Source organism: Parerythrobacter aestuarii, assembly GCF_030140925.1.
In the GTDB taxonomy this organism is placed as follows: domain Bacteria; phylum Pseudomonadota; class Alphaproteobacteria; order Sphingomonadales; family Sphingomonadaceae; genus Parerythrobacter; species Parerythrobacter aestuarii.
Genome location: NZ_JARBWD010000001.1, coordinates 2,366,951 through 2,389,168 on the forward strand (window position 1 = coordinate 2,366,951; position 22,218 = coordinate 2,389,168).

A 22,218-nucleotide genomic window follows, 5' to 3' on the forward strand; every position below is an offset into this window, starting at 1 on the left:
AGAGTCAGGCGCCGATGGCGTCAGCCAGGTTCCGTCGGATTTCCTTAAGCTCGCGAAGAATCTCCGGCGCAACCGTGTTCGGGTTCTCGTCACCTTCAACTTCGGGTCCGGTTTGCGCTTGAACTGGTGATGTATCCCGGATTGCACCGCGCCCATCGACCGACTGCTCCAGCGATGGAACCGGCTCCACCTTGCCCTCGGTGATCGCCTGCCTGGCCCCCTTCAGCGTGTAGCCTTCATGGTTGACCAGCCGGTCGATCGTCTCGACCAGCGCTACGTCTTCCGGGCGATAGTACCGGCGATTGCCGCTGCGCTTCAGCGGCTGGAGCATCGGGAACTGTTCTTCCCAATAGCGCAGCACATGGGGCTTGAGGCCCAGCGCGTTGCCGACTTCGCCGATGGTCCTGAGGGCTCCCTCGTCCTTGCCATCGTCGAATGTCGTCACGCTCAGCCTCCCTTAGCTATCTTCTCCCGTAATAGCTGGCTGGCGCGGAATGTCATGACCCGGCGCGGAGTTATCGGCACCTCGACGCCGGTCTTGGGATTGCGGCCAATGCGCTCCCTCTTGTCGCGCAAGACAAAGCTGCCAAATCCGGAGATTTTGACATTCTCGCCACGTTCGAGCGCGGCCGTCATGTGGTTGAGAATGGCCTCCACCATCTCCAGCGATTCCGCCCGGCTGAAACCCATCTTGCGGTTGATGGCTTCGGCCAGGTCAGCCCGTGTCAGCGTTCCCACCGATCGCGACATGTGCCTCCCTCCTCGTCTTCCTAACGCGCCCCGATTATCACGGTTTCATGTTAACAACGTATACCTTTTGCGACCTGTTCGCAACGCAGGTAGCACAAGAAATCCTTTCCGACCGCCTATTTAGCGGTGGAAATCCATTTTACATCTTACATGTCGGTTACAGCCGGGTGAGGCTGGCACCCCAGGTGAAGCCGCCACCCATGGCTTCAAACATCACCAGGTCTCCGGGCTTGATGCGCCCGTCCCGCATCGCCGTATCGAACGCCAGCGGCACGGAAGCCGCAGATGTATTGGCATGGCGATCGACAGTGACGACGACCTTTTCCATAGGCAGGCCCAGCTTGCGCGCGGTCGCGTCGAGGATCCGGGCATTGGCCTGGTGCGGCACCACCCAGTCGATATCGCTGGCAGAAACCCCTGCATCCTCAAGGACTTCATTCAAGACTTCGGCAAGGTTTACGACCGCATGGCGGAAGACTTCACGGCCCTTCATGCGCAGGTGGCCGACCGTTTGCGTCGTGGACGGACCGCCATCGACATAGAGCAGGTCGTGCTGTGCACCGTCGGCGTGCAAGCGGCTCGAGATGATGCCAGGGGCCGAGGTATCGTTCTCGTCCCCCTCGACCGCTTCGAGCACCATGGCACCGGCACCATCTCCGAACAGGACGCAAGTGGTGCGGTCTTCCCAGTCGAGGATCCGGCTGAAAGTTTCCGCCCCGATGACCAGCGCGCGTTTCGCCATGCCGGTCTTGAGCAGCGAATCGGCAGTCGCCAGGGCGTAGAGAAAACCTGAGCAAACGGCCTGAACGTCGAACGCGATGCAGCCATGCGCGCCCAGCGCGCTCTGCACCTTGGTCGCGGTGGCAGGAAAGGTGTTGTCGGGCGTAGCGGTGGCGAGGATGATGAGCCCGATCGATGCCGGGTCCATGTCGGCCGCGGCCAACGCCTTGCGCGCCGCTTCGATCGCCAGTGTCGAGGTCGTCTCGCCCTCGCCGGCGATATAGCGCTGGCGGATGCCGGTTCGCTCGACGATCCATTCGTCGCTGGTGTCGATCTGCTCGGCCAGTTCGGCATTCGGCACGCAGCGCGCAGGCAAGGCCGATCCGCTGCCCCGGATGACCGAACGGATCACTTGGAGTCCCCGGCTTCGACGCCGCCGCCATTGTTTCCATTGCCGCCGTTGGTACCGGTCGCGTGCCACATGCGGTCGCCCAGCTCGTGCAGGTCGGACGCGATACGTTCAGTGAGCTTGTCTTCCAGCAAGCGGGCGGCAACCGCCACGGCATTGGCGACACCGGTGGCATTGGCGCTGCCGTGGCTTTTCACCACAACGCCGTTGAGCCCGAGAAAAACTGCGCCATTGTGGTTGTTCGGATCGAGGTGATGCTTGAGCAGCTCGGTCGCGGGGCGCGAGACAAGAAAACCGACCTTGGAGCGGATCGAGCTGGTGAAGGCGCGGCGCAGCAAGTCAGTCACGAAGCGCGCAGTGCCTTCGATCGCCTTCAATGCGATATTTCCGGAGAACCCGTCCGTCACCACCACATCGACTTCGCCACGATTGATCTTGTCGCTTTCGACATAGCCGTCAAACTGCATGTCGAGATGGGCTTCCTGCAATTGGGCCGCCGCCTCGCGCAGCCGGTCGAAGCCCTTGATCTCTTCAGTGCCGATATTGAGCAGGCGCACGCGGGGCTTTTCACGCCCGGTCAGGATGCGCGAATAGGCCGCCCCCATGATCGCGAACTGGACGAGGTTGCGGGCATCGGCTTCGGTATTGGCACCAAGGTCGAGCATGATGACATCGTCATCGGTCAGCGTGGGCATGATACCGGCCAGCGCCGGCCGGTCGATCCCGGGCATGGTGCGCAGCGCCAGCTTGCTCATCGCCATCAGCGCGCCAGTGTTGCCGGCACTCACCGCAGCGCCTGCCTCACCAACCTTCACTGCATTGACGGCCAGGCCCATGCTTGTGGTCTTGGCCCGGCGCAGCGCCTGAGTCGGCACTTCATCGCCACCCACGACATCGTCGGCATGGAGGATTTCGGAGGCACCACGCATATTGGGGTGCGCCTCGAGCGCGCGCTCGATCCGCTGCTGGTCGCCGACCAGCAGGAACTTGAACTGGTCATGTCGACGGCGGGCCTCTGCCGCGCCATCGATCATCACCCGAACGCCTTCATCGCCGCCCATCGCATCGATGGCGATACGCGGCAGGCTCATGGCGTTCTCCCGCTAGCGGAAATTAAAGGCTCGGGGCGAGGACTTCGCGGCCGTTGTAGAAGCCGCAGTGGCCGCACATGTTGTGCGGGCGCTTGAGTTCGCCGCAGTTGTTGCATTCGTGGAAGGCTTCGACCTTCAGCGAATCATGGGCACGACGGTTGCCACGGCGATGCGGCGATACTTTTCTCTTAGGGACAGCCATGGCGGCACCTGTTCCTTGAATTCAATCGAATTTGTCTATGTCGAAACCGCCCTAGGCGAAGCATCCGGCGCGCACAAGTGTGCGTGAATCGGGTGCCCGGCCCTGACGGGAAGACGCGCCCTATAGCCGAATTTGCTTGTGTTGCAAGCAATCCGGGCAATAAGTAGCAATTGAAAACCAAATGGGAGAGACCTCGATGCTGCTACCTGTAACCCTGACCGCTGCTGCTGCGGCGGCGTTGATCAACATCTGGCTCGGTATTCGAGTCGGGCAACTGCGGGCCAAGCACAAGATTTCCATTGGTGACGATTCGGGTGGACCGCTGACCGCCCGCATGCGCGCCCAGCTCAACTTTGTCGAGAACACCGCCTTCGTTTTGATCCTGGTCGCCGCGATCGAACTCGCCGGCAAGGGCCAGCCGTGGCTGGCGTGGGTTGCCGGTATATACATGCTGGGGCGTGTCGCACATGGCCTCGGCATGGACGGCGGCACATTCGCCAAGGGCCGCACGGTAGGCGTTTTGGTGACCATGCTGACCCAGCTGGGCCTCGCCATCGTGGCAGTGCTGATCGCGCTGGGGTTGATGTAGCAATCCGGCCCCCCCGTCGCACAGCCACGGGGGGCAACTGTTCACCCCAGCGCGTAATCGCTCACAAAAGCGTTGGTCTTGCGTTCCTGGCCAAAGGTGCTCGTGGGCCCATGGCCGGGGATGAAGGTCACGTCATTGCCCAGCGGCCACAGCTTCTTGGTGATCGCGTCGATCAGGTCCTGGTGGTTGCCCATCGGGAAGTCAGTGCGCCCGATACTGCCCTGGAACAGGACATCGCCGACGATCGCGAACTTGCTGGGGGCGTGGTAGAAAACTACGTGGCCTGGGGTGTGGCCGGGGCAATGGATGACGTCGAGCTCGAGTTCACCGACGGTCACTGTGTCGCCATCCTCGAGCCAGCGGTCGGGTTCAAACACTTCGCCGCGGATGCCGTATTTCGCGCCATCCTCGTCGAGCCTTGAGATCCAGAATCGGTCGGCTTCGTGCGGGCCCTCGATCGGCACGCCCATTTCCTTCGCCAGCACCCCGGCCTCGCCGCAGTGGTCGATATGGCCGTGGGTGATGAGGATTTTCTCCAGCTCTGCCCCGATCTTGGCGAGGCCGGCCTTGAGCCTGTCAAGGTCGCCGCCCGGATCGATCAGCGCCGCCTTGTTGGTCTTGGTGCACCAGATCACCGAACAGTTCTGCTGGAGCGGCGTAACGGGAATGATCCCGGCTTTCATCGGCGGTAGGGTCGCGGTTTCGGTCATACGGCACGATGTGGCTTGGCCTGAGGCGAAGCGCAAGGGTCAGACTCGCCCACCTTTCCAAACGACGCGACCGATGACGTCTATATCCTTCACCTCCATATCGACGGGCGGGTAGGCCAAGTTCTGGCTCAGCAGCGATACACGGTTCCGTCCCAAGCGGGCGAGGCGCTTGACCGCCAGTGCCCCGGCGACGCGGACCACGTGGATTCCGTCGCGCCACGGACCGGGTCGGCGATCGATCAACACTTCATCGCCATGCCGCAGCAGCGGCTCCATGCTGTCGCCATCCACAGTGACAGAACTGAGCATGGTAGGATCGAGCCCATTGTCACGCAGCCAGCGGCCGGAGAATCCAAAGTTGTCGAACGGGGTCTCGCCACCCGTGAACCGGCCCGGACGGCCCGAAACGGCAATCGAAAGGCGTGGAACGGCAACAAAATCTTCGTCCCGCAAAGAGGAATTTATGTAGGATTTTTCCTTTCTACCACCAAGCTCCTCCTCGCTGACGTTGAAATACTCCGCCAATGTCTGGCGATCCCTCTCTTCCAGTTTTCGCGGACTCCCTCTCTTGACAAATTGCTGCAAATAGCTGGAATTACGCCCTATTAACGCCGAAAGCTTCGACAGGCTGACACCCGACCGATTGGCCAATTCGAGCAGCTTTGCCCGTGCATCAATTTGGCTGGCATCAGCAATCATGGGAACGTTATCTCCCCCTTTTTAGGAAATTGCAAAAGAATTTTCCTAGACTTGTAGGATTTCGACATTCACGACTCACTCCATTGGACGGCGAATCGACTTGGAAATTGAGGCTTGCATGCTCATCAGGACCATCGAAAAATTTTTGCGCGAACAGGACATGGCGGCGACAAAGTTCGGTCGCCTCGCCGCCCAGGACCCGCGTTTCGTGCTCGACCTGCGCAACGGACGCATTCCGCGCACGGTTACAGAGCGCAGGGTGGAAGGCTTCATGAACGCCTATCGGGCAGCCCAATATGCGGCCTGAACAGATTACTCTCTCGACCCGCACACCGCGTCCGGCAAGAAAATCAACAGGAGAACGATTGAGAACCGCCCTGTTGGCGCTCTCTGGAAACCAAGGTGAAGTCCGGCACCATTCCGAAACCGCATGGGCCAGCATCACTTTCGCCGGCACGCGACACCGGCTGCGCTTGGAGTTCGAAGGCGTAGAAGCAGTGGCTGCGGGCGAAGAACTGGTGGCCGCCCTACCCGACCACGAGTTCACCATCCCTCGCCAGCTGGTCGCCGATGCAACTGTGACCGGGGTCGAAAGCGCGCTGGAACCTGCCCCGCGCATGCTGGTGGAATGCGAATTGCTCCTGCTGGAAGACGTCTAGCAATCGCCTAATACCCCAGCGTCAGGTCGAACTGCGGTTCGACCGGCTCTCCCGCCACATATCTGCGGCAATTCTGGATGAACCGCTCAGCCGAGCGCTGGAACATCTTTGTCTGCGCCCGGCCCGACAGGTGCATGGTGACATGGGCATTGTCGAGCGACCAAAGCGGGTGATCGGCAGGCAGCGGCTCGGGCGTGGTCACGTCGAGGAATGCCCCGCCGATTGCCTTGCTCTCCAGCGCTTCGACCAAGGCGGGCTGATCGACCACTTCGCCGCGTGCGATGTTGATCAGCACTGCATCGGATTTCATCGCCGCCAGTTCATCCTTGCCGATCATGCCGGTCGTCTCGGGGGTGGCGGGCACGGCGAGGATAACCCAGTCGAAGGTGCCGAGCTCGCTGCGCCACTGGTCGGGTGTGAGCACACCCTCTCCGCCCGAGCGACGGACCACGGTGACATCAACGTCGAAAGCCTCGAGCCGAGGCTTGATCAGCTTGCCGATGGCACCATAGCCGAGCAGCAGCGCCTTCGACCCGGCCAGCTCAACCTTGCCCGGCGAATCCACTAGCCAATCGTGCTTTTCCTGCGCGCGGACGACATCGCGATAGCCCTTGGCGTGGACCAGCATACCCATCACGACATATTCAGCGATGGTTATGGCGTTGATGCCGACCCCGTTCGTCACGGTTACCCCGCGCTCCAGCATCAGCTCGTGTGGAAGGAAATCGAGCCCGGCATAGATCGAGCTCATCCATTTCATCCTGGTCGCCAGCTTCACGGCTTCGACCATCGGTTCCTTCTTGTCGAGGTCGAACCAGCCGATCTCGGCCTCGGGTGCGAGCTCCAGCAATTCCTCGACAGAGGTGAAATATTTCGCTTCTATGCTGTCGGGCAGATGCGGTTCGACCAGTGGGCGGACCAGAGCGGAGAGGACGGCAACGGGCATGGACAACCTCTGTCAATTTGGCGTTGGACCGTCTCCTAGCGCGATATTGATAGGTAATGCCAGCGTATGAGCGGCAGCCTGATCCCCAAATTCGCCATGATCGACAATTTCCTCCCGACGGAGTCGGCGCAGGCACTGCTCGATCACGCGCTGGAGAATGCCGGCTTGTTCGAGCCGGCCAAAGTTGTCGATACCGGCAGCCACGAAGTCAAGGCACACCACCGCCAGGCCCTGGCGACGGCAGACCTGGGCGATGCGCGCAGCCAGTTCACTGCGGCGGTCGAGGCGCATTTCGAGTACCTGTGCAAGGCGGTGGGAATAGCGCCTTTTCCCATTGCCGCGTGGGACGTCGAGATGGCCGCCCATCGCGATGGCGGGTTCTTCAACGAACATATCGACACCAAGACCGCCGCCAACCGCGACCAGCACATCGGTGACCGGATGATCAGCATGGTCTATTACCTGCATCGCCCAGAGGTCGCCTTCACCGGCGGTGACCTGCTGCTCAAGCCATACCTTGGCAATGCTGAGGCGGTCCGCATTACCCCCGAGCATAACCGGCTGGTCGCCTTCCCATCGATCGCACGCCACCAGGTCGAGACAGTCCACGTGCCCGGCGATGCCTGGCAGGATGCCCGCTTCTCGATCAATTGCTGGCTGCTGCGTTCAAGCGGCGACCAGGCGTGAATTTGTAACTTTTAGAGGGTTTTACATTCGCGAAAGGTTTGGGAAAGGCCTGCGTCCTAAACGGGTCCTTGTATCGTTCGATCGATGCATCCCCGGGGGCCGCGCATCCCACTCCACACACCTTCCGCGGCCCCCACATTTCCCTTCCATCCCACAGATCAGGAACGCGGCAGGCTCAGCGTCTGGCGGAAGTCGAATGGCCTCGTGGCAAGTGGCCGAACCGCTGCCGACGCAGGATGGGCCGGGTTCATCATTATGATATCGGCCTCAGGCAGGACTGCAGACCGGACCGCTGCCAGCAGTGAGCGACCGGATTGCAGCCAATCATCGCCGATCCGGCGCTTTTCCGCCTGGTCCTCGACGAATGGCAATCGTTCGGGCGTGGCATCGATCTCGGTCCAGCCGAGCAAGTAGTCGTCGTCGATCCCGGCAAGGTTGCGCGGCAGGTAACGCAGCACTACGAGCACCGCGAGCCCCGGCTCCGAAGCGAAATTGACCACCGGCCGGCCTGGAGAAACCCACCTTGCGCCATGCTTTTCCGGCCCCGACCCGTCGAGCGCCAGGAACGGCGCGCGGGTGAGGCGCCAGAGTTTCATTCTGCTTCAGCCCCACTACCCAGCTCCGTTCGGGCTGAGCTTGTCGAAGCCCAGCCGCAACGGTCGTGGCTGCGCTTCGACAAGCTCAGCGCGAACGGGATATTGGAATCGGGATATTGGAATAGTGCAAGATCACGAACCAAGCTTCCACTCCCAGCCAAGCGGGTCGCCATCCATCACCTCGACGCCCTTGGCCGCGAGTTCATCGCGCAGCGCGTCGGAGCGGGCGAAGTCCTTGGCGTCGCGGGCTTCCTTACGCTCGGCCAGCTGGGCTTCGATCTCGGCCTCGGTGATCTGCGCGTCCCTGGGGCGGATGCGGAGATCGGCGCGGGTGAGGTTGAAGAGGTTGAGGCCGAGGACAGAGTCCATTGCTCCCACCAAAGCCAGTTTCGTCGCTGGCTCGACCTTCTTGGTCGCCAGCGCATCTTCCAGCGCAGTCAGTGCGATCGCCGTGTTGAGATCATCACCGAGGGCCGCATCGAACTTTGCGACCGCAGCGCCCAGCTTCCCCCAGTCGTCACCCTGAACTTGTTTCAGGGTCCATCCTTCCGCCCGCACCCACGGTTCGGAGTTCGGCATGGATGCTGAAACAAGTTCAGCATGACGAGACTTGAGGGATTCAACCGCCATCATCATCCGCTTCAGCCGCGTCAGCGCCGCTTCCAGCCCCTCCCACGAGAACTCCAGCTCGCTGCGGTAATGCGCCTGCAGGCACATCATGCGGTAGGCGAGCGGGTGGTAGCCCTTGTCGACCAGCAGTTGCAGCCGCAGGAACTCGCCCGACGACTTGGACATCTTGCCCGACCGCTCGACCAGGAAGTTGTTGTGCATCCAGATTTTCGCGCCGCTGTTCTCGGCAACGTTCAGGCCATCGGTGCAGCAATAGGCCTGGTTCTGGGCGATCTCGTTCGGGTGGTGGATCTCGCGGTGATCGATCCCGCCGGTGTGGATATCGAACGGGAAGCCGAGCAGCTTACCGCCCATGACCGAGCATTCCAGATGCCAGCCGGGCGCGCCCCTGCCCCAGGGGCTGTCCCATTCCATCTGCCGCGTCTCGCCCGGCGGAGTCTTGCGCCAGATGGCGAAGTCGGCGGCGTTGCGCTTGCCTTCGACCGTCTCGATCCGGCCTTCACCCTCTTCGGTGACAGCGCGCGCCAGCTTGCCGTAATCATCGACCGTCGAGACATCGAAATAGAGCCCGCTTTCCAGCTCGTAGCAGTGCTCGGGCGCAATCTGTTTCGCGAACTCCAGCATGTCTTCGATGTAGTCCGTCGCCACCGACCACTTGGCCGGCTCGCGGATATTGAGCGCCTTCACATCGGCCCAATAGGCCTCGGTATAGTGCCGCGCGATGTCCCAGATCGACTGCGCCTTCTGGGCAGCCATCTTCTCCATCTTGTCCTCACCCGCATCGGCGTCGTCGGTCAGGTGGCCGACATCGGTGATGTTGATGATGTGGGTAAGCTTGTAGCCCTTCCAGCTCAGCGTTCGGCCCAGCACGTCGGCAAAGACATAGGCGCGCATGTTGCCGATGTGGGGGTAGTTGTAGACCGTCGGCCCGCAGGTATAGACGCGCGCCTCACCCGGATGGACGGGCTCGAAGGGTTCGAGCTTTCGAGTAAGCGAATTGAACAGCTGGAGCGGCGTATCGGTCATGGTGGGCCGCATAGGTCGGCGCGTGGCCTTCGACAAGCTCAGGCCGAACGGAACTTGGAGCTAATCCCGTTCGTGCTGAGCCTGTCGAAGCACAGCCACAGGTCTCACCACCCCTCCCAGCGCACGCATTCATCTATCGGTGCGCGGGCGACGGTGAAGTTGTTCACCGGGGCCTCCGGATCGCGATAACCGATGGCGACGCCGCAGAAGAAGATGTGGTCCTCGGGGATATCGACCATCTCGCGGATTTGCGGCGTGTAGACCGCCCACGCTTCCTGGAAGCAGGTGTCGAGCCCTTCCTCGCGGCACAGCAGGCCGATGGTCTGGAGCCACATGCCGATATCGCTCCACTGCGGCGGGCCCATGTAGCGGGGGGTGTGGACCAACATCAGCACCGGCGCCCCGAAGGCGCGGAAGTTGTTGGCGAACCACATCAGCCGCTGGCCCTTATCCTCGCGGGAGATTTCGAGTGCACCATACATGTCCTCGCCCACGCCGCGGCGGCGCTGCTCATAGGCGCCATCGAGCTCGGGCGGATAGACGTGATACTCCGGCGCAAAGGCTTCGCGCCCTTTGGGCAGGTCCTGCGCGATCCGGGCAAACAGCGCCTGCATCGGTTCGCCGGTCAGGACGATGCCGTGCCACGGCTGGGTGTTCCCGCCCGATGGCGAGCGCTGCGCGGTTTCGAGGATGCGGGTGAGCGTGGCCTGGTCGACGGGTGTGTCGAGAAATGCGCGCACGGAGCGGCGGGACTGGACGGCTTCGGTGACGTTCATTTGGTCTCTTCATTCAGCAATGTTGAAATTTCGACCTCGGGTATCTCATCGAGTTCCTCTTCAGTCATCAAAGGCAATTCGCCAGTCACGATAATATCAACCGTTTCAATTGCTTGATCAAGTTCGCGGAATGCCACGTCAAAACTGGACATCGAAAAATTTCTACCTTCGTCAGCAGCGCCCAGCAATTCGCCAACACAGAATAGAAGGGCTTCTAATCTTAGTCCAAGCGCGACCAACGAGACCATCAGTCGGTCGCTCTCGCCCGGAGCCCTTTCGATCAGGTTTCGAACATAGGTCTCCGCCACCACTAGTCGCGCAAGACCGCTGACGCTTCTACTTTTCTCATAATCGTTGAGTCGCGACTTCAGGAAATTTGTTACCGCGAATGCCCCATGGAGCACTGCGTACTCCTTCTCTAGCCGCTTCTTATCTTCCGACTTTTCCTTGCGGCTATGCTCACCCAAGAGTTAATGAAGGTGGAACCGAAGCCGAGGAATACACCCACGACGAGAAAAGCCCCGTTGATAATGGCAGTGAGGAGACTGTCGTTCACTCGCCCATCACTCCACCTCGAACAAATCAGCCAGCTGCTCGATAATCGTTCCGCCGAGCTGTTCGACATCCATGATCGTCACCGCGCGCTTGTAATACCGCGTCACGTCGTGCCCGATGCCGATGGCGACCAGCTGCACGGGTGACTGCTTCTCGATCCAGTCGATCACCTTGCGCAGGTGGCTTTCGAGATAGCCCGCGCTGTTGACGCTGAGCGTGCTGTCGTCCACCGGCGCGCCATCGCTGATGACCATCAGGATACGGCGATCCTCCGGCCGGGCGATCAGGCGGTTGTGCGCCCACAGCAGCGCTTCGCCGTCGATGTTCTCCTTGAGCAGCCCTTCGCGCATCATCAGGCCGAGGTTGCGGCGCGCGCGGCGCCACGGTTCGTCGGCCTTCTTGTAGAGGATGTGGCGCAGGTCGTTGAGGCGGCCGGGCTGCGCTGGCTTGCCGTCGGCGAGCCATTTCTCTCTGGACTGCCCGCCCTTCCACGCGCGGGTCGTGAAACCAAGTATCTCGGTCTTGACCCCGCACCGCTCCAGCGTGCGCGCCATGATGTCGGCGCTGATCGCGGCGATGCTGATCGGGCGGCCACGCATCGAGCCCGAATTGTCGATCAGCAGCGTGACGATGGTGTCCTTGAACTCGGTTTCGCGCTCGATCTTGTAGCTGAGCGAATGGCCCGGGCTGATGACGACGCGGGCGAGCCGTGCGGCATCGAGCAGCCCTTCTTCCTGGTCGAAATCCCAGCTGCGGTTCTGCTGCGCCATCAGGCGGCGCTGGAGCCGGTTGGCGAGCCGGGTGACGACGCCCTGCAACCCGGTCAGCTGGCTGTCGAGATAGGCGCGCAGGCGGTCGAGCTCCTCGGCATCACAGAGCTCGGGCGCTTCGATCACTTCATCGAAGGCTTCGGTGTAAGGCTTGTAGTCGAAATGTTCGGGCAGCTCGGTCCACGGGCGGTTGGGCCGGACCGGCATCATGCCTTCCTCGCCATCGTCGCCCGGATCGCCGTCGGCCATTTCGTCGCCGACTTCGGCTTCGGTTTCGCCGTCGGCCTCGCCTTCCTGCGTTTCGCCGGCCGCCTCGGCGGGCTGCGGCTGCTGGTCGCCGCCGGTCTCGTCTTCGTTCTCGTCCTGGTCCTGCTCTTCGCCGTCCTCGTTGTCGCCGTCTTCGTCGCCGCTGTCGTCGGGCGCATCGGTGGCATCGGTCAACTCGAGGTGCCGCAGCATGTCGAGTGCGAGCGACTGGAACGCCTTCTGGTCGTCGAGCGATCCGGCCAGGTCCTCGAAATCACTGCCGGTGCGGCTCTCGATATATTCGCGCACCATCTCCACCCCGGCCCTGGCACGATCCGGGATCGGCTTGCCGGTCAGGCTTTCGCGCAGCATCAGGCCGAGCGCGGTCTGCAGCGGCACTTCGCTGTCGTTCTGTGCGCGGGCGATGGGATCGGTGGCGGTCCGCAGTTCCAGCGCCGCGTCGAGGTTTTCCGAAATCCCGCCGTAGTTGTTGGAGCCGATCGCTTCGTAGCGGACCTGCTCGATCGCGTCGTAACAAGCGCGTGCGACCGGATCGCTCGGCGCATGGCGATCATGCAGCGTCTGGTTGTGGTGCCTCAGCTTGAGCGCAAAGCTGTCGGCAAAGCCGCGCGCTTCGGCGGCCTGGTCGGGCGGGACGTTGCGCCCCGGTAGCGGGACGCGGAAATTCTTGCCCTGCGCGCTGGGGCTGTCCGCGCTCCACGCGACTTCGATCTCCGGCTCATGCGCCAGCGCGCGCGCCGTACCGGTCAGCGCGCGTTTGAAGCTGTCGAGGGGGGATTCGTCGCTCATAAAATCCTTGTGCGTCCCAGCGAAGTAAGGGGCCTCCTCCCACTAGCAAAACGCTGGTGGAGAGAGGTCCCTGCCTGCGCAGGGACTCATGCGATCACAGAATACTCTGCCCGGTGGCTTCCCAATCCTTGAGGAAGCCTTCGATGCCCTTGTCGGTCAGCACATGGTTGAACAGCGCCTTGATGACCTTGGGCGGCGCAGTCATCACATCGGCCCCGATCAATGCGCTCTCCAGCACATGCGTAACGTGGCGCACGCTGGCGACGAGGATCTCGGTATCGAAGGCGTAGTTGTCGTAGATGTGACGGATGTCGCGGATCAGGTCCATGCCGTTGACGCCATTGTCATCATGCCGTCCGACGAAGGGCGAAACGAACGTAGCCCCTGCCTTGGCCGCGAGCAGCGCCTGGTTGGCGCTGAAGCAGAGCGTGACGTTCACCATCGTGCCATCGTCGGTCAGCGCCTTGCAGGTCTTGAGGCCATCGACCGTCAGCGGAACCTTGATGCAGACATTGTCAGCGATTTTCCTGAGGACATCGGCCTCTTTCATCATCGTGGCGTGATCGAGCGCGACCACTTCGGCGCTGACCGGACCGTCGGTGATGCCGCAGATTTCCTTGGTCACTTCCATGAAATCCCGCCCCGACTTGGCGATCAGCGAAGGATTGGTGGTCACGCCATCGAGCAGGCCGGTGGCGGCCAGTTCCTTGATGTCGTCGATCTCGGCTGTGTCGGCGAAGAATTTCATGAGTGCTTGAGCTCCGGAAAAGTGATTCCCCGGTTCCCTACCGAAGCATGCGGGCGCTCGCTAGCCCCGCCCTTCGTCCGCTGTCGAAACTTACAGCCGCGAACCGACTCCGAATACCCCGATGAGAAGCGCGTCATTGGTGCTGCCGGGATCGCGGCGGATCAACGCCTCTTCCTTGCCCATCTCCGCCCAGATGGCGTCGTTGACCCGGTTGCCCACGCGGCGGGCGACGCCGGTCACATCGACCCCGGTGATGGCATTGACCGCCTGCGCAACCAGCGGGTCCTCGGCCACGCGGATGGCCTGGTCGAGGCCGGGCAGCACGGCATCGATCAAGGCCGTGCCCATGTCCGCCTTGAGGAAATCGGTCGCCGCGCTGGGCCCGCCGCGAACGAGGTCGACCGCGTTGGCAAAGCCGATGGTCCGCACTGCCTCCGTCACCACCGGCGCTGCGCGATAGCTGGCATCGACCGCAAAGCCGGCGAAGGCGCGTTCCAGCCGGTCCTTGAACAGCTGCGAAGTGAGAATGCGCGAGAGCACGTCCCCGCGCGCGCCTAGCAGCGAAGACAGGCCGATGCGCGCGACTTGCTCGTCCCAGAATCCACCGGGCGCGGCCAGCCGGGCAAAGGCGCGCTCGCTGGAGAGCAGCAGCAAGCGGCGGATCGCTTCGGTCAGGCTGTAGCCGCCGCCGACGGTCGAACACGCCGGCAACGCCAGCAACGAAGCCGCGCCCATGCCCGCGAGCATCCGGCGACGGGTGAGAATATCGGTCATTTCGCAGCCTCCTTGCTTGCGGGACACTACTGCCCCTCGCCATATGATGCCACGATGAACCGCGCTCGCCTGCTCACTTTCAATGCCGCGCTCCCGGTGCTCGACTACCGGGTGCCTGATGGCATGAGCGTAGTGCCGGGCAGCGTAGTGGTCGCCCCGCTCGGTCCGCGCGAGATCCTAGGCGTGGTGTGGGAAGAAGACCGGCTGCCGGCGCAATCGGTGCCCGATGCCAAGCTACGGCCGTTGCGCGATATCGTCCCTGTCCCCCCGCTCAGGCCGGAATTGCGGCGGCTGGTTGAATGGACGGCGGACTACTACTGCGCGCCGATGAGCGCGGTGGCGCGCATGGTGCTCTCCAGCGGTGGCGCGTTGCGTGGCCCATCAACCGCGACCGAATACCGATTGAGCGGCGGCATGCCCGAGCGGATGACCCCGCAGCGCGAACAGGCGATGGAACGGCTCGATGGCGAGCAGGCGACCATTCGCGAACTGGCCGAGCTGGCGGATGTTTCCGAAGGCGTGCTGCGCGGGCTAGTGAACCAGGGCGTGCTGGAGCCGGTCGTGGTCGATATCGACCGCCCCTACCCCCGCGCCCATCCTGACCATGCCGAGCCGATCCTGTCACCCGAGCAACAGGAAGTTGCTAACGAGCTGGTAGCAGCGGTCGAGGCAGAGGAATTCAGCCCGATCCTGCTCGACGGGGTGACCGGCTCAGGCAAGACGGAAACCTATTTCGAGCCGGTCGCGGCGGCGCTGCGGATGGGCAAGCAAGTGCTGGTGCTGTTGCCGGAAATCGCGCTGACCGAGGCCTTCCTGCGCCGGTTCGAGGATCGTTTCGGCGCGGCGCCGGTGGTGTGGCATTCGAGCCAGAAATCGAGCGAACGCAGGCGGGCCTGGCGCGCCATCTCCACCGGCGAAGCGCAGGTTGTCGTGGGGGCGCGCTCGGCATTGTTCCTGCCCTATGCCAATCTCGGCCTGATCGTGGTCGACGAAGCGCACGAGGTGAGCTTCAAGCAAGGCGACGGTGTCCGCTACAACGCCCGCGACGTAGCGGTGATGCGGGGGCATTTCGAGCAGATGCCGGTGATCCTCGCCAGTGCTACCCCGGCGCTGGAAAGCCTGCAGATGGCGGAGAGCGGGGTCTACCGGAAGCTCGAACTGCCGAGCCGCTTCGGCGGGGCCGAGCTGCCGACCATCCGCCTGATCGACCTGACGGAGGAAAAGCCCGAACGCGGGCGCTGGCTAGCCCCCTCGCTGGCGCGCGAGCTGTTCGCCCGGCTTGAACGCGGCGAGCAGTCGCTGCTGTTCCTCAACCGCCGCGGCTATGCCCCGCTTACGCTTTGCCGCAATTGCGGTTTCCGCTTCCAGTGCAGCAATTGCAGCGCCTGGCTGGTCGAGCACCGCTTCACCCGCAAGCTCGCCTGCCACCATTGCGGGCACGAGGAGCAACCGCCCGAGACCTGCCCCGAATGCGGCGAGCCCGATTGCCTGGTCGCCTGCGGCCCCGGCGTGGAGCGGATCGCGGATGAAGTGGCGGAAATCCTGCCCGAAGCGCGGGTCGCCGTCGCTACCTCCGATACTCTCAACACGCCCGACAAGGCGGCGGAATTCGTCGCCATGGCCGAGGCCAAAGCGATCGATGTCATCGTTGGCACCCAGCTGGTGACCAAGGGCTTCCACTTTCCGGAACTGACGCTGGTCGGCGTAGTCGATGCCGACCTTGGCCTCGAGGGCGGGGACCTGCGCGCAGCCGAGCGGACTTATCAGCAGGTGGCGCAAGTCGCCGGGCGCGCCGGGCGCGGATCGAAGCCCGGCGAAGTGCTGATCCAGACCCGACACCCGGAAGCCCCGGTCATCGCCGCACTGGAGGCGGGCGACCGCGACGCTTTTTACGAAGCCGAGACCGAGGCCCGCCGCCATGCCGGCGCGCCGCCCTTCGGCCGCTGGGCCGCGATCATCGTCTCCAGCGAAGACGAGGCCGAAGCGCGCGAAGCCGCCAATCGCATCGGTGACACCCGCCCGCGAATCGAGGACATCGCCATCATCGGCCCGGCCCCGGCCCCGCTTGCCATGCTGCGCGGGCGCTATCGCTATCGCCTGCTGATCAACGCCCGCCGTTCGGCGCGCGTGCAGGATGCCATCCGCGACTGGCTCGCGCCGCTGGACTTCCCGCGTGGTGTGCGCGTATCGATCGATATCGATCCCTACAGCTTCGTTTGAGAGGAACTTGCCCGATGCTCACTGTCCACCACCTGCGCCTGTCGCAATCCGAACGTATCGTGTGGCTGTGCGAGGAACTGGGCATCGATTACGAGGTCAAGCTCTACAATCGCCGCACCGACAACAACCTGGCACCCGACGAGTACAAGGCGCTGCACCCGATGGGCATTGCCCCGGTCATAACCGACGGAGACTTCGTGCTCGGCGAAAGCGGTGCGATCATCGACTGGATCGTGTCCAAGCATGCGCCGGATACCGATCTCGTCCCCGGTCCCGATCATCCCGACTTCGCCGACCATCTGTTCTACTACCACTGGGCCAATGCGACCTTCATGACCAACGGCATGATGGCGCTGGTTGCCAGCCGCATGATCGATGGCGGCGAGATGCCGCCCTTCGTTGCCGATCGCAACGCCAAGGGTTGGGCCATCGTCGAGAAGCGGCTGGGCGAGGCCGAGTATTTCGGCGGCTCGCAGCTGACCACGGCGGATATCATGATGGGCTTCCAGCTAACCACCAGCCGCGCGATGAGCGGCATGGCTATCGACGGCATGCCGAACCTGCAGGCCTATCTCAAGCGCATCGGCGAGCGCCCCGCCTATCAGGCCGCCATGGCAAAGGCCGAGCCGGGTATGCCGCCCAAGCTGGATTGAGGGTGCGTACCCGCGAAGGCGGGTACCTCGGGCCACTGCCGGACCACCTGATTTCCTGAGGCTCCCGCCTGCGCGGGAGCGCACGGGAACTTCGTGCGTTAGGCCACCATGTCCGAACCCGGCCCAATCCTCGTCCCCATCCTCGGCGACCAGCAGACCCGTGCCCTCGCCTCCATCCGGGGGCGGGCCAAGGACGACACCGTCATCCTGATGATGGAGGTGTGGGACGAAGCCACCTACGTGAAACACCACCAGCAGAAGATCGCGCTGATCTTCTCCGCAATGCGACATTTCGCGGCTGAGCTGGAAGATGCCGGCTGGACGGTGGACTATGTGAAGCTGACCGACGAGGACAACTCCGGCAGCTTCACCGGCGAAGTCGCGCGGGCAATCGATCGGCACTCCCCGCGCGCGGTCCATGTCGTCGAAGCCGGCGAATGGCGGGTACAGCAGGCGATTGAGGAATGGCCCGACAAGTTCGACTGCGAAATCCATATACTGCCCGACGACCGCTTCCTGTGCAGCAAGTCCGAATTCAACGACTGGGCCGAGGGGCGCAAGACGCTTCGGATGGAGTTCTTCTACCGCGAAATGCGCCGCAAGACCGGCCTGCTGGTGAAGGGGGAGGAGCCCGAGGGCGGACAGTGGAACTACGACAGCGAGAACCGCAAGCCGCCCAAGCAAGGCCTCTCGGCCCCGCAACGCCCGCTGTTCGAGCCTGACGCAATCACTCGCGAGGTGCTGGACCTCGTGGCAGAGCGCTTCGGCGACCACTTCGGCGATCTCGAACCCTTCCAGTGGCCCGTCACCCGTGACGAGGCCGAGCAGGCAGCCGATGCCTTTTTTGCCGAGCGTCTGCCGCAGTTCGGCGACTACCAGGATGCCATGATTCATGGCGAGGACGACCTGTTCCACTCAATGCTCTCGACCAGCATCAACCTCGGCCTGCTCGATCCGGTCGAGTTGTGCCGCCGGGCGGAGGAGGAGTATCGCGAGGGTCGCGCTCCGCTCAACGCGGTCGAGGGCTTCATTCGCCAGCTGATCGGCTGGCGCGAGTATGTCCGCGGCTTCTACTGGCGCTTCATGCCGGGGCTGGCCGAGGCCAACGAACTCGGTGCCACCCGCCCGCTGCCGGAGTTCTACTGGACTGGCGAGACCGACATGCGCTGCCTCGCCGATTCTATCCGCTCTACTCGCGAGAACGCCCACGCCCACCACATCCAGCGGCTGATGGTACTGGGCAATTTCGCGCTGATCGCCGGGATTGAGCCGAAGGCGGTGCAGGACTGGTACCTGGCGGTCTATGCCGACGCCTTCGAATGGGTCGAGCTGCCCAACGTCAGCGCCATGGTGCTCTATGCCGACGGCGGCAAGTTAGCCTCCAAGCCCTATGCGGCGAGTGGCAACTACATCAACAAGATGAGCAACTACTGCTCCGGCTGCGCCTACTCCGTCAGCAAGAAGACCGGCGAAGGCGCCTGCCCCTTCAACGCGCTCTACTGGCACTTCATGGACCGCCACCGCGAACGGCTGGAGGTGAACCCGCGCATCGGGCGGATCTATTCAACGTGGGACCGGATGGATGAGGCGAAGCAGGCCGAGTACCTCGCCAGCGCGGAGAAATTCCTCGACACGCTGGAGCCGGCAAAGGATGGGTGGGCACGCGACTGATCCGCTACTTCAGATCTCCACCGCGCGTAACCTGAGCGAATTGGTCACCACCGAGATCGACGATGCGCTCATAGCAAAAGCGGCGAACATCGGGCTGATAAGGATGCCGGAGAAGGGATAGAGGACCCCGGCCGCGACCGGCACGCCCAGAGCGTTGTAGCCGAGCGCGAACAGCAGGTTCTGGCGGATGTTGCGCATGGCCGCCCGCGCCAGCTTGCGCGCCCGGACGATGCCATCGAGATCGCCCTTGACCAGCGTTATGCCGGCGCTTTCGATAGCGACATCGGCCCCCGTGCCCATGGCAATGCCGACATCGGCCTGCGCCAGGGCCGGCGCATCGTTGACCCCGTCACCCGCCATCGCGACCTTGCGCCCATGCTGTTGCAGCTCGGCGATGATCCGGGCCTTGTCTGCCGGCAACACATCGGCGCGCACTTCATCTATACCCAGCCGTGCGGCGACAGCCCGCGCTGTGCGGGTGTTGTCGCCGGTCGCCATTATGATGGTCAGGCCCAGCTTGTGTAGCGCAGCCAGCGCATCGGGCGTGCTCGCCTTGACCGGGTCCGCCACGCTGACCATGCCTGCGACCCGATCGCCCGAAGCAACGAACATGACGGTCTCGCCATCATCGCGGCGGGCATCGGCTGTCGAGACCAGCCCTGCGACATCGAGCCCGAGGTCTTCCATCAAGGCGCGATTGCCCAGCGCAACCTGCTTGCCATCGATCCGACCTTTAACACCCTTGCCTGTGACCGCTTGGAATTCCTCCGCCTTGGCCAGTGCAAGACCACGTGCTTCGGCCCCGGCCACGATCGCCTCTGCCAGCGGATGCTCGGACCCGCGTTCCAGCGATGCAGCCAAGCGCAGCAATTCGTCTTCAGGCATGCCATTCCCAGGCAGCACTGCCACCAGCCGCGGCTTGCCTTCGGTCAGCGTCCCGGTCTTGTCGACGACCAGCGTATCGATCTTCTCGAACCGCTCGAGCGCTTCGGCATCGCGGATCAGCACCCCGACCTGCGCCCCGCGCCCGGTCGCAGTCATGATCGACATCGGGGTCGCCAGGCCCAGTGCGCAAGGGCAAGCGATGATGAGGACGGAAACCGCAGCGATCAGGGCATAGGAAAGCGGCGGCTCCGGTCCCCACACGGCCCAACCGGCAAAAGCCAGTACCGCCACTCCGATCACTGCCGGGACGAACCAGCCGGCTACGGTATCGGCATACTTCTGGATCGGTGCGCGCGATCGCTGCGCCTTTGCCACCATCTCCACGATCTGGCTCAGCACGGTGTCCGCACCGATCCACCGTGCTTCCATCACCAGGCTGCCGGTGCCGTTGATGGTCGCACCCGTCAGCGTGTCGCCAGCCGATTTCTCGACCGGCACTGCCTCGCCGCTGATCATGCTTTCATCGACCGAGGAATGTCCCTCTACGACTTCACCATCGACTGGGACCTTCTCTCCAGGGCGCACGCGCAACCGGTCGCCCACCGCGACCTCTTCCAGCGAGATCTCTTCCTCGCTGCCGTCCTCGCGGATCACCCGCGCGGTCTTGGCAGCGAGATCCAGCAGCGCACGGATCGCCTTGCCGGTGCCTTCGCGGGCGCGCAGTTCCATCACCTGCCCCAGCAATACCAGTACTACGATCACGGCGGCGGCTTCGAAGTACACGGGCACGCTACCGTGCATGTCGTGGAAGCCGGCCGGGAACAGCTGCGGCGCGAGGACTGCCACGAGACTGAACAGCCACGAGGCAGAGACGCCCATGGCAATAAGCGAGAACATGTTGAGGTTGCGCGAGCGGAACGAAGCCCAGCCGCGCTCGAGGAACGGCCAGCCACACCACAGCACCACCGGCGTTGCCAGCACCAGCTCTGCCCACCGCGCGGTGCCTTCGCCGAGGCTGTCGCGCAGCATGCCGAGCCCAACCATCGGTCCCATCGCCAGCAGCAGCAGAGGAATGGTAAGGATCGCGCCGATCCAGAACCTGTGAGTGAAATCGGCCAGCTCCGGATTGGGTCCCGCTTCAGCGGCATGGGCGGCGGATTCAAGCTCCAGCGCCATCCCGCAAAGTGGGCACGAACCGGGGGCTACCTGCCGTACTTCGGGATGCATCGGGCAGGTATAGATCGCTCCGGCATAGCCAGCCGGGACCGTGTCGAAGCGCCCGTCCCCCGGTGCGCTTTCGTCGTGGGTGTGATCGCCATGGCCGCAGCATTCGTGCCCGGCCTTTGCCCCATGATCATGGTGCTTATGCCCGTTCATGCTAACCGATATAGGCGCTGGGCGCGTGAATTGCAGGGGGTCGCTATCCCCCTCGCCGCACCCACCATGGCTGCATCACTTCGCCCTTGTCCATCGCCAGTTTGACCAGCCACACGCCAAACGTCGTCGCCACGATCAGCGCTATGACCGAGGCCTCGAGGCCAAACGGATAGCCCGACAGGATCGGATTGCCCCCCAGCTGCGCCTGCACCAACCCGTCAACGTCGAAGCCCGAGACCGGCACGTCCCACACGAAGCCCTGCGTCACGTTCCAGCCTAAATGCAGTCCGATCGGCGCCCATAGCGAGCGGGTGAGCATATAGGCCCCGCCCAGCAAAACGCCCGCCTCCATGGCGATGGCGAAGCTGGAGAACCACGTCGCGTTCTCATTGTTGATATGGACCAGCCCGAACAGTGCCGAGCTGACCACCAAGGCCGCCCAGCTGCCGCCGAATTCCTCGACCCAGCGGAACAGCACACCGCGAAACAGCAGCTCTTCGAAAAACGCCGCATTGACCCCGGCCACCAGCAGCAGCCAGGCCCAGCTCGCCATGCCGCCCCAGCCGATGATCCAGTACACCCCGAGCACGGCGGCAAGCCCGACGATCAGCGTCATCAGCGCGAAGGCGCCGGCAATACCCAGCCCCAGCTCGCGCGCGGCGCCCGGCAAAGCGAGGTCATCGTGTTTGCGCGCGCCCAGTTCGCAGATCACCAGCTTGTAGAGAGCGAACAGGATGACGACGTGCATCGCCACGCTGATGGCGAGCTTAAGCAGCCCTTCCTCCAGCGGCAGGCGCGCAGCGACGAACCCGATCGCGGCGCTAACGCCCAGCACCAGCGCGGTGGCGACGACCAGCGTCACCAGCGGGAAGTCCCAGACCTTGCGCCAGAGCGGGGTTTCGGGGCTGTCGGGTGTGGGGGCTGTATCGGTCATGCGATCCTTCCTGTCGGCCATTCGAGCCTTGTCAGTCCAAAGAATCGCAATCCGGGGCCCAAGTCAATCGCGGCAAGCGGCGTGG

24 protein-coding genes are annotated in these 22,218 nt (G+C 63.3%); 7 read left to right on the forward strand and 17 right to left on the reverse strand.

The annotated features are described in order from the left end of the window. Positions 1-4: 4 nt before the first annotated feature. The 5 genes from QPW08_RS11600 to rpmF form a co-directional block, all read right to left on the reverse strand. Positions 5-445 (reverse strand): MerR family transcriptional regulator, encoded by a 441-nt coding sequence (locus QPW08_RS11600; protein ID WP_284125968.1) that lies wholly within the window; start codon positions 443-445, stop codon positions 5-7. A 2-nt stretch (positions 446-447) separates the two neighbouring features. Continuing rightward, positions 448-750, reverse strand: a complete 303-nt coding sequence (locus QPW08_RS11605) for an integration host factor subunit alpha (protein ID WP_284125969.1) — start codon at positions 748-750, stop codon at positions 448-450. A 157-nt stretch (positions 751-907) separates the two neighbouring features. Further along, positions 908-1,882, reverse strand: a complete 975-nt coding sequence (locus QPW08_RS11610) for a beta-ketoacyl-ACP synthase III (RefSeq protein ID WP_284125970.1) — start codon at positions 1,880-1,882, stop codon at positions 908-910. After that, positions 1,879-2,970: a phosphate acyltransferase PlsX gene (gene plsX, locus QPW08_RS11615; protein WP_284125971.1), complete on the reverse strand. Its 1,092-nt coding sequence runs from the start codon at positions 2,968-2,970 to the stop codon at positions 1,879-1,881. The genes QPW08_RS11610 and plsX overlap by 4 nt, the downstream gene beginning before the upstream one ends. A 22-nt stretch (positions 2,971-2,992) precedes the next feature. Beyond that, positions 2,993-3,172, reverse strand: a complete 180-nt coding sequence (gene rpmF / locus QPW08_RS11620) for a 50S ribosomal protein L32 (protein ID WP_284125972.1) — start codon at positions 3,170-3,172, stop codon at positions 2,993-2,995. A 181-nt stretch (positions 3,173-3,353) separates the two neighbouring features. On the opposite strand from rpmF, the gene QPW08_RS11625 reads away from it, so the two are divergent. Next, positions 3,354-3,761, forward strand: coding sequence for an MAPEG family protein (locus QPW08_RS11625; RefSeq protein WP_284125973.1), 408 nt, complete (start codon positions 3,354-3,356; stop codon positions 3,759-3,761). Between the two features lie 41 nt (positions 3,762-3,802). Here the strand turns inward: QPW08_RS11625 and QPW08_RS11630 are convergent, their stop codons facing one another. Next, entirely contained in the window at positions 3,803-4,471 is a 669-nt protein-coding gene (locus QPW08_RS11630) for an MBL fold metallo-hydrolase (protein WP_284125974.1), read from the reverse strand. 39 nt (positions 4,472-4,510) lie between these two features. After that, a complete protein-coding gene (locus QPW08_RS11635; protein ID WP_284125975.1) occupies positions 4,511-5,170 on the reverse strand; it encodes a S24 family peptidase in 660 nt (219 codons plus the stop codon). Between the two features lie 118 nt (positions 5,171-5,288). Between QPW08_RS11635 and QPW08_RS11640 the strand changes: the two genes are divergently transcribed. Both QPW08_RS11640 and QPW08_RS11645 read left to right on the forward strand, forming a co-directional pair. Then, positions 5,289-5,477 carry a hypothetical protein gene (locus QPW08_RS11640; protein ID WP_284125976.1) on the forward strand — a complete coding sequence of 63 codons (189 nt, stop codon included), beginning with the start codon at positions 5,289-5,291 and terminating at the stop codon, positions 5,475-5,477. A 58-nt stretch (positions 5,478-5,535) separates the two neighbouring features. Continuing rightward, positions 5,536-5,829: a hypothetical protein gene (locus tag QPW08_RS11645; RefSeq protein ID WP_284125977.1), complete on the forward strand. Its 294-nt coding sequence runs from the start codon at positions 5,536-5,538 to the stop codon at positions 5,827-5,829. A gap of 7 nt (positions 5,830-5,836) precedes the next feature. On the opposite strand, the gene QPW08_RS11650 is transcribed toward QPW08_RS11645, so the two are convergent. Next, complete coding sequence (locus tag QPW08_RS11650) at positions 5,837-6,775, reverse strand: D-2-hydroxyacid dehydrogenase (RefSeq protein ID WP_284125978.1); 939 nt, start codon at positions 6,773-6,775, stop codon at positions 5,837-5,839. 66 nt (positions 6,776-6,841) lie between these two features. On the opposite strand from QPW08_RS11650, the gene QPW08_RS11655 reads away from it, so the two are divergent. After that, positions 6,842-7,462, forward strand: coding sequence for a 2OG-Fe(II) oxygenase (locus tag QPW08_RS11655; protein WP_284125979.1), 621 nt, complete (start codon positions 6,842-6,844; stop codon positions 7,460-7,462). Positions 7,463-7,620: 158 nt separating this feature from the next. Here the strand turns inward: QPW08_RS11655 and QPW08_RS11660 are convergent, their stop codons facing one another. The 7 genes from QPW08_RS11660 to QPW08_RS11690 form a co-directional block, all read right to left on the reverse strand. Then, the gene (locus QPW08_RS11660; protein ID WP_284125980.1) at positions 7,621-8,058 is read right to left on the reverse strand and encodes an RES family NAD+ phosphorylase; all 438 of its coding nucleotides are present in this window, start codon (positions 8,056-8,058) and stop codon (positions 7,621-7,623) included. A gap of 132 nt (positions 8,059-8,190) precedes the next feature. Then, a complete protein-coding gene (gene cysS / locus QPW08_RS11665; protein WP_284125981.1) occupies positions 8,191-9,714 on the reverse strand; it encodes a cysteine--tRNA ligase in 1,524 nt (507 codons plus the stop codon). Positions 9,715-9,818: 104 nt separating this feature from the next. Further along, the gene (locus QPW08_RS11670) at positions 9,819-10,490 is read right to left on the reverse strand and encodes a nitroreductase (protein WP_284125982.1); all 672 of its coding nucleotides are present in this window, start codon (positions 10,488-10,490) and stop codon (positions 9,819-9,821) included. Then, complete coding sequence (locus QPW08_RS11675; RefSeq protein WP_284125983.1) at positions 10,487-10,957, reverse strand: hypothetical protein; 471 nt, start codon at positions 10,955-10,957, stop codon at positions 10,487-10,489. Before QPW08_RS11675 ends, QPW08_RS11670 begins: the two co-directional genes overlap by 4 nt. 96 nt (positions 10,958-11,053) lie before the next feature. Next, the gene (gene cobT, locus QPW08_RS11680; protein WP_284125984.1) at positions 11,054-12,871 is read right to left on the reverse strand and encodes a cobaltochelatase subunit CobT; all 1,818 of its coding nucleotides are present in this window, start codon (positions 12,869-12,871) and stop codon (positions 11,054-11,056) included. 94 nt (positions 12,872-12,965) lie between these two features. Beyond that, positions 12,966-13,619: a fructose-6-phosphate aldolase gene (gene fsa / locus QPW08_RS11685; RefSeq protein WP_284125985.1), complete on the reverse strand. Its 654-nt coding sequence runs from the start codon at positions 13,617-13,619 to the stop codon at positions 12,966-12,968. Between the two features lie 90 nt (positions 13,620-13,709). Beyond that, positions 13,710-14,393, reverse strand: coding sequence for a DUF4197 domain-containing protein (locus QPW08_RS11690; protein ID WP_284125986.1), 684 nt, complete (start codon positions 14,391-14,393; stop codon positions 13,710-13,712). A gap of 54 nt (positions 14,394-14,447) precedes the next feature. On the opposite strand from QPW08_RS11690, the gene QPW08_RS11695 reads away from it, so the two are divergent. The 3 genes from QPW08_RS11695 (at position 14,448) to QPW08_RS11705 (ending at position 18,937) form a co-directional block, all read left to right on the forward strand. Next, positions 14,448-16,613 carry a primosomal protein N' gene (locus QPW08_RS11695; protein WP_284125987.1) on the forward strand — a complete coding sequence of 722 codons (2,166 nt, stop codon included), beginning with the start codon at positions 14,448-14,450 and terminating at the stop codon, positions 16,611-16,613. A gap of 14 nt (positions 16,614-16,627) precedes the next feature. Beyond that, a complete protein-coding gene (locus tag QPW08_RS11700) occupies positions 16,628-17,266 on the forward strand; it encodes a glutathione S-transferase family protein (RefSeq protein WP_284125988.1) in 639 nt (212 codons plus the stop codon). Between the two features lie 108 nt (positions 17,267-17,374). Beyond that, complete coding sequence (locus QPW08_RS11705) at positions 17,375-18,937, forward strand: cryptochrome/photolyase family protein (RefSeq protein ID WP_284125989.1); 1,563 nt, start codon at positions 17,375-17,377, stop codon at positions 18,935-18,937. A gap of 9 nt (positions 18,938-18,946) precedes the next feature. Here QPW08_RS11705 and QPW08_RS11710 read toward each other — a convergent pair whose 3' ends face one another. After that, complete coding sequence (locus QPW08_RS11710) at positions 18,947-21,199, reverse strand: copper-transporting P-type ATPase (protein WP_284125990.1); 2,253 nt, start codon at positions 21,197-21,199, stop codon at positions 18,947-18,949. Positions 21,200-21,242: 43 nt separating this feature from the next. Beyond that, positions 21,243-22,133 carry a CPBP family intramembrane glutamic endopeptidase gene (locus QPW08_RS11715; protein WP_284125991.1) on the reverse strand — a complete coding sequence of 297 codons (891 nt, stop codon included), beginning with the start codon at positions 22,131-22,133 and terminating at the stop codon, positions 21,243-21,245. Positions 22,134-22,218: the final 85 nt, after the last annotated feature.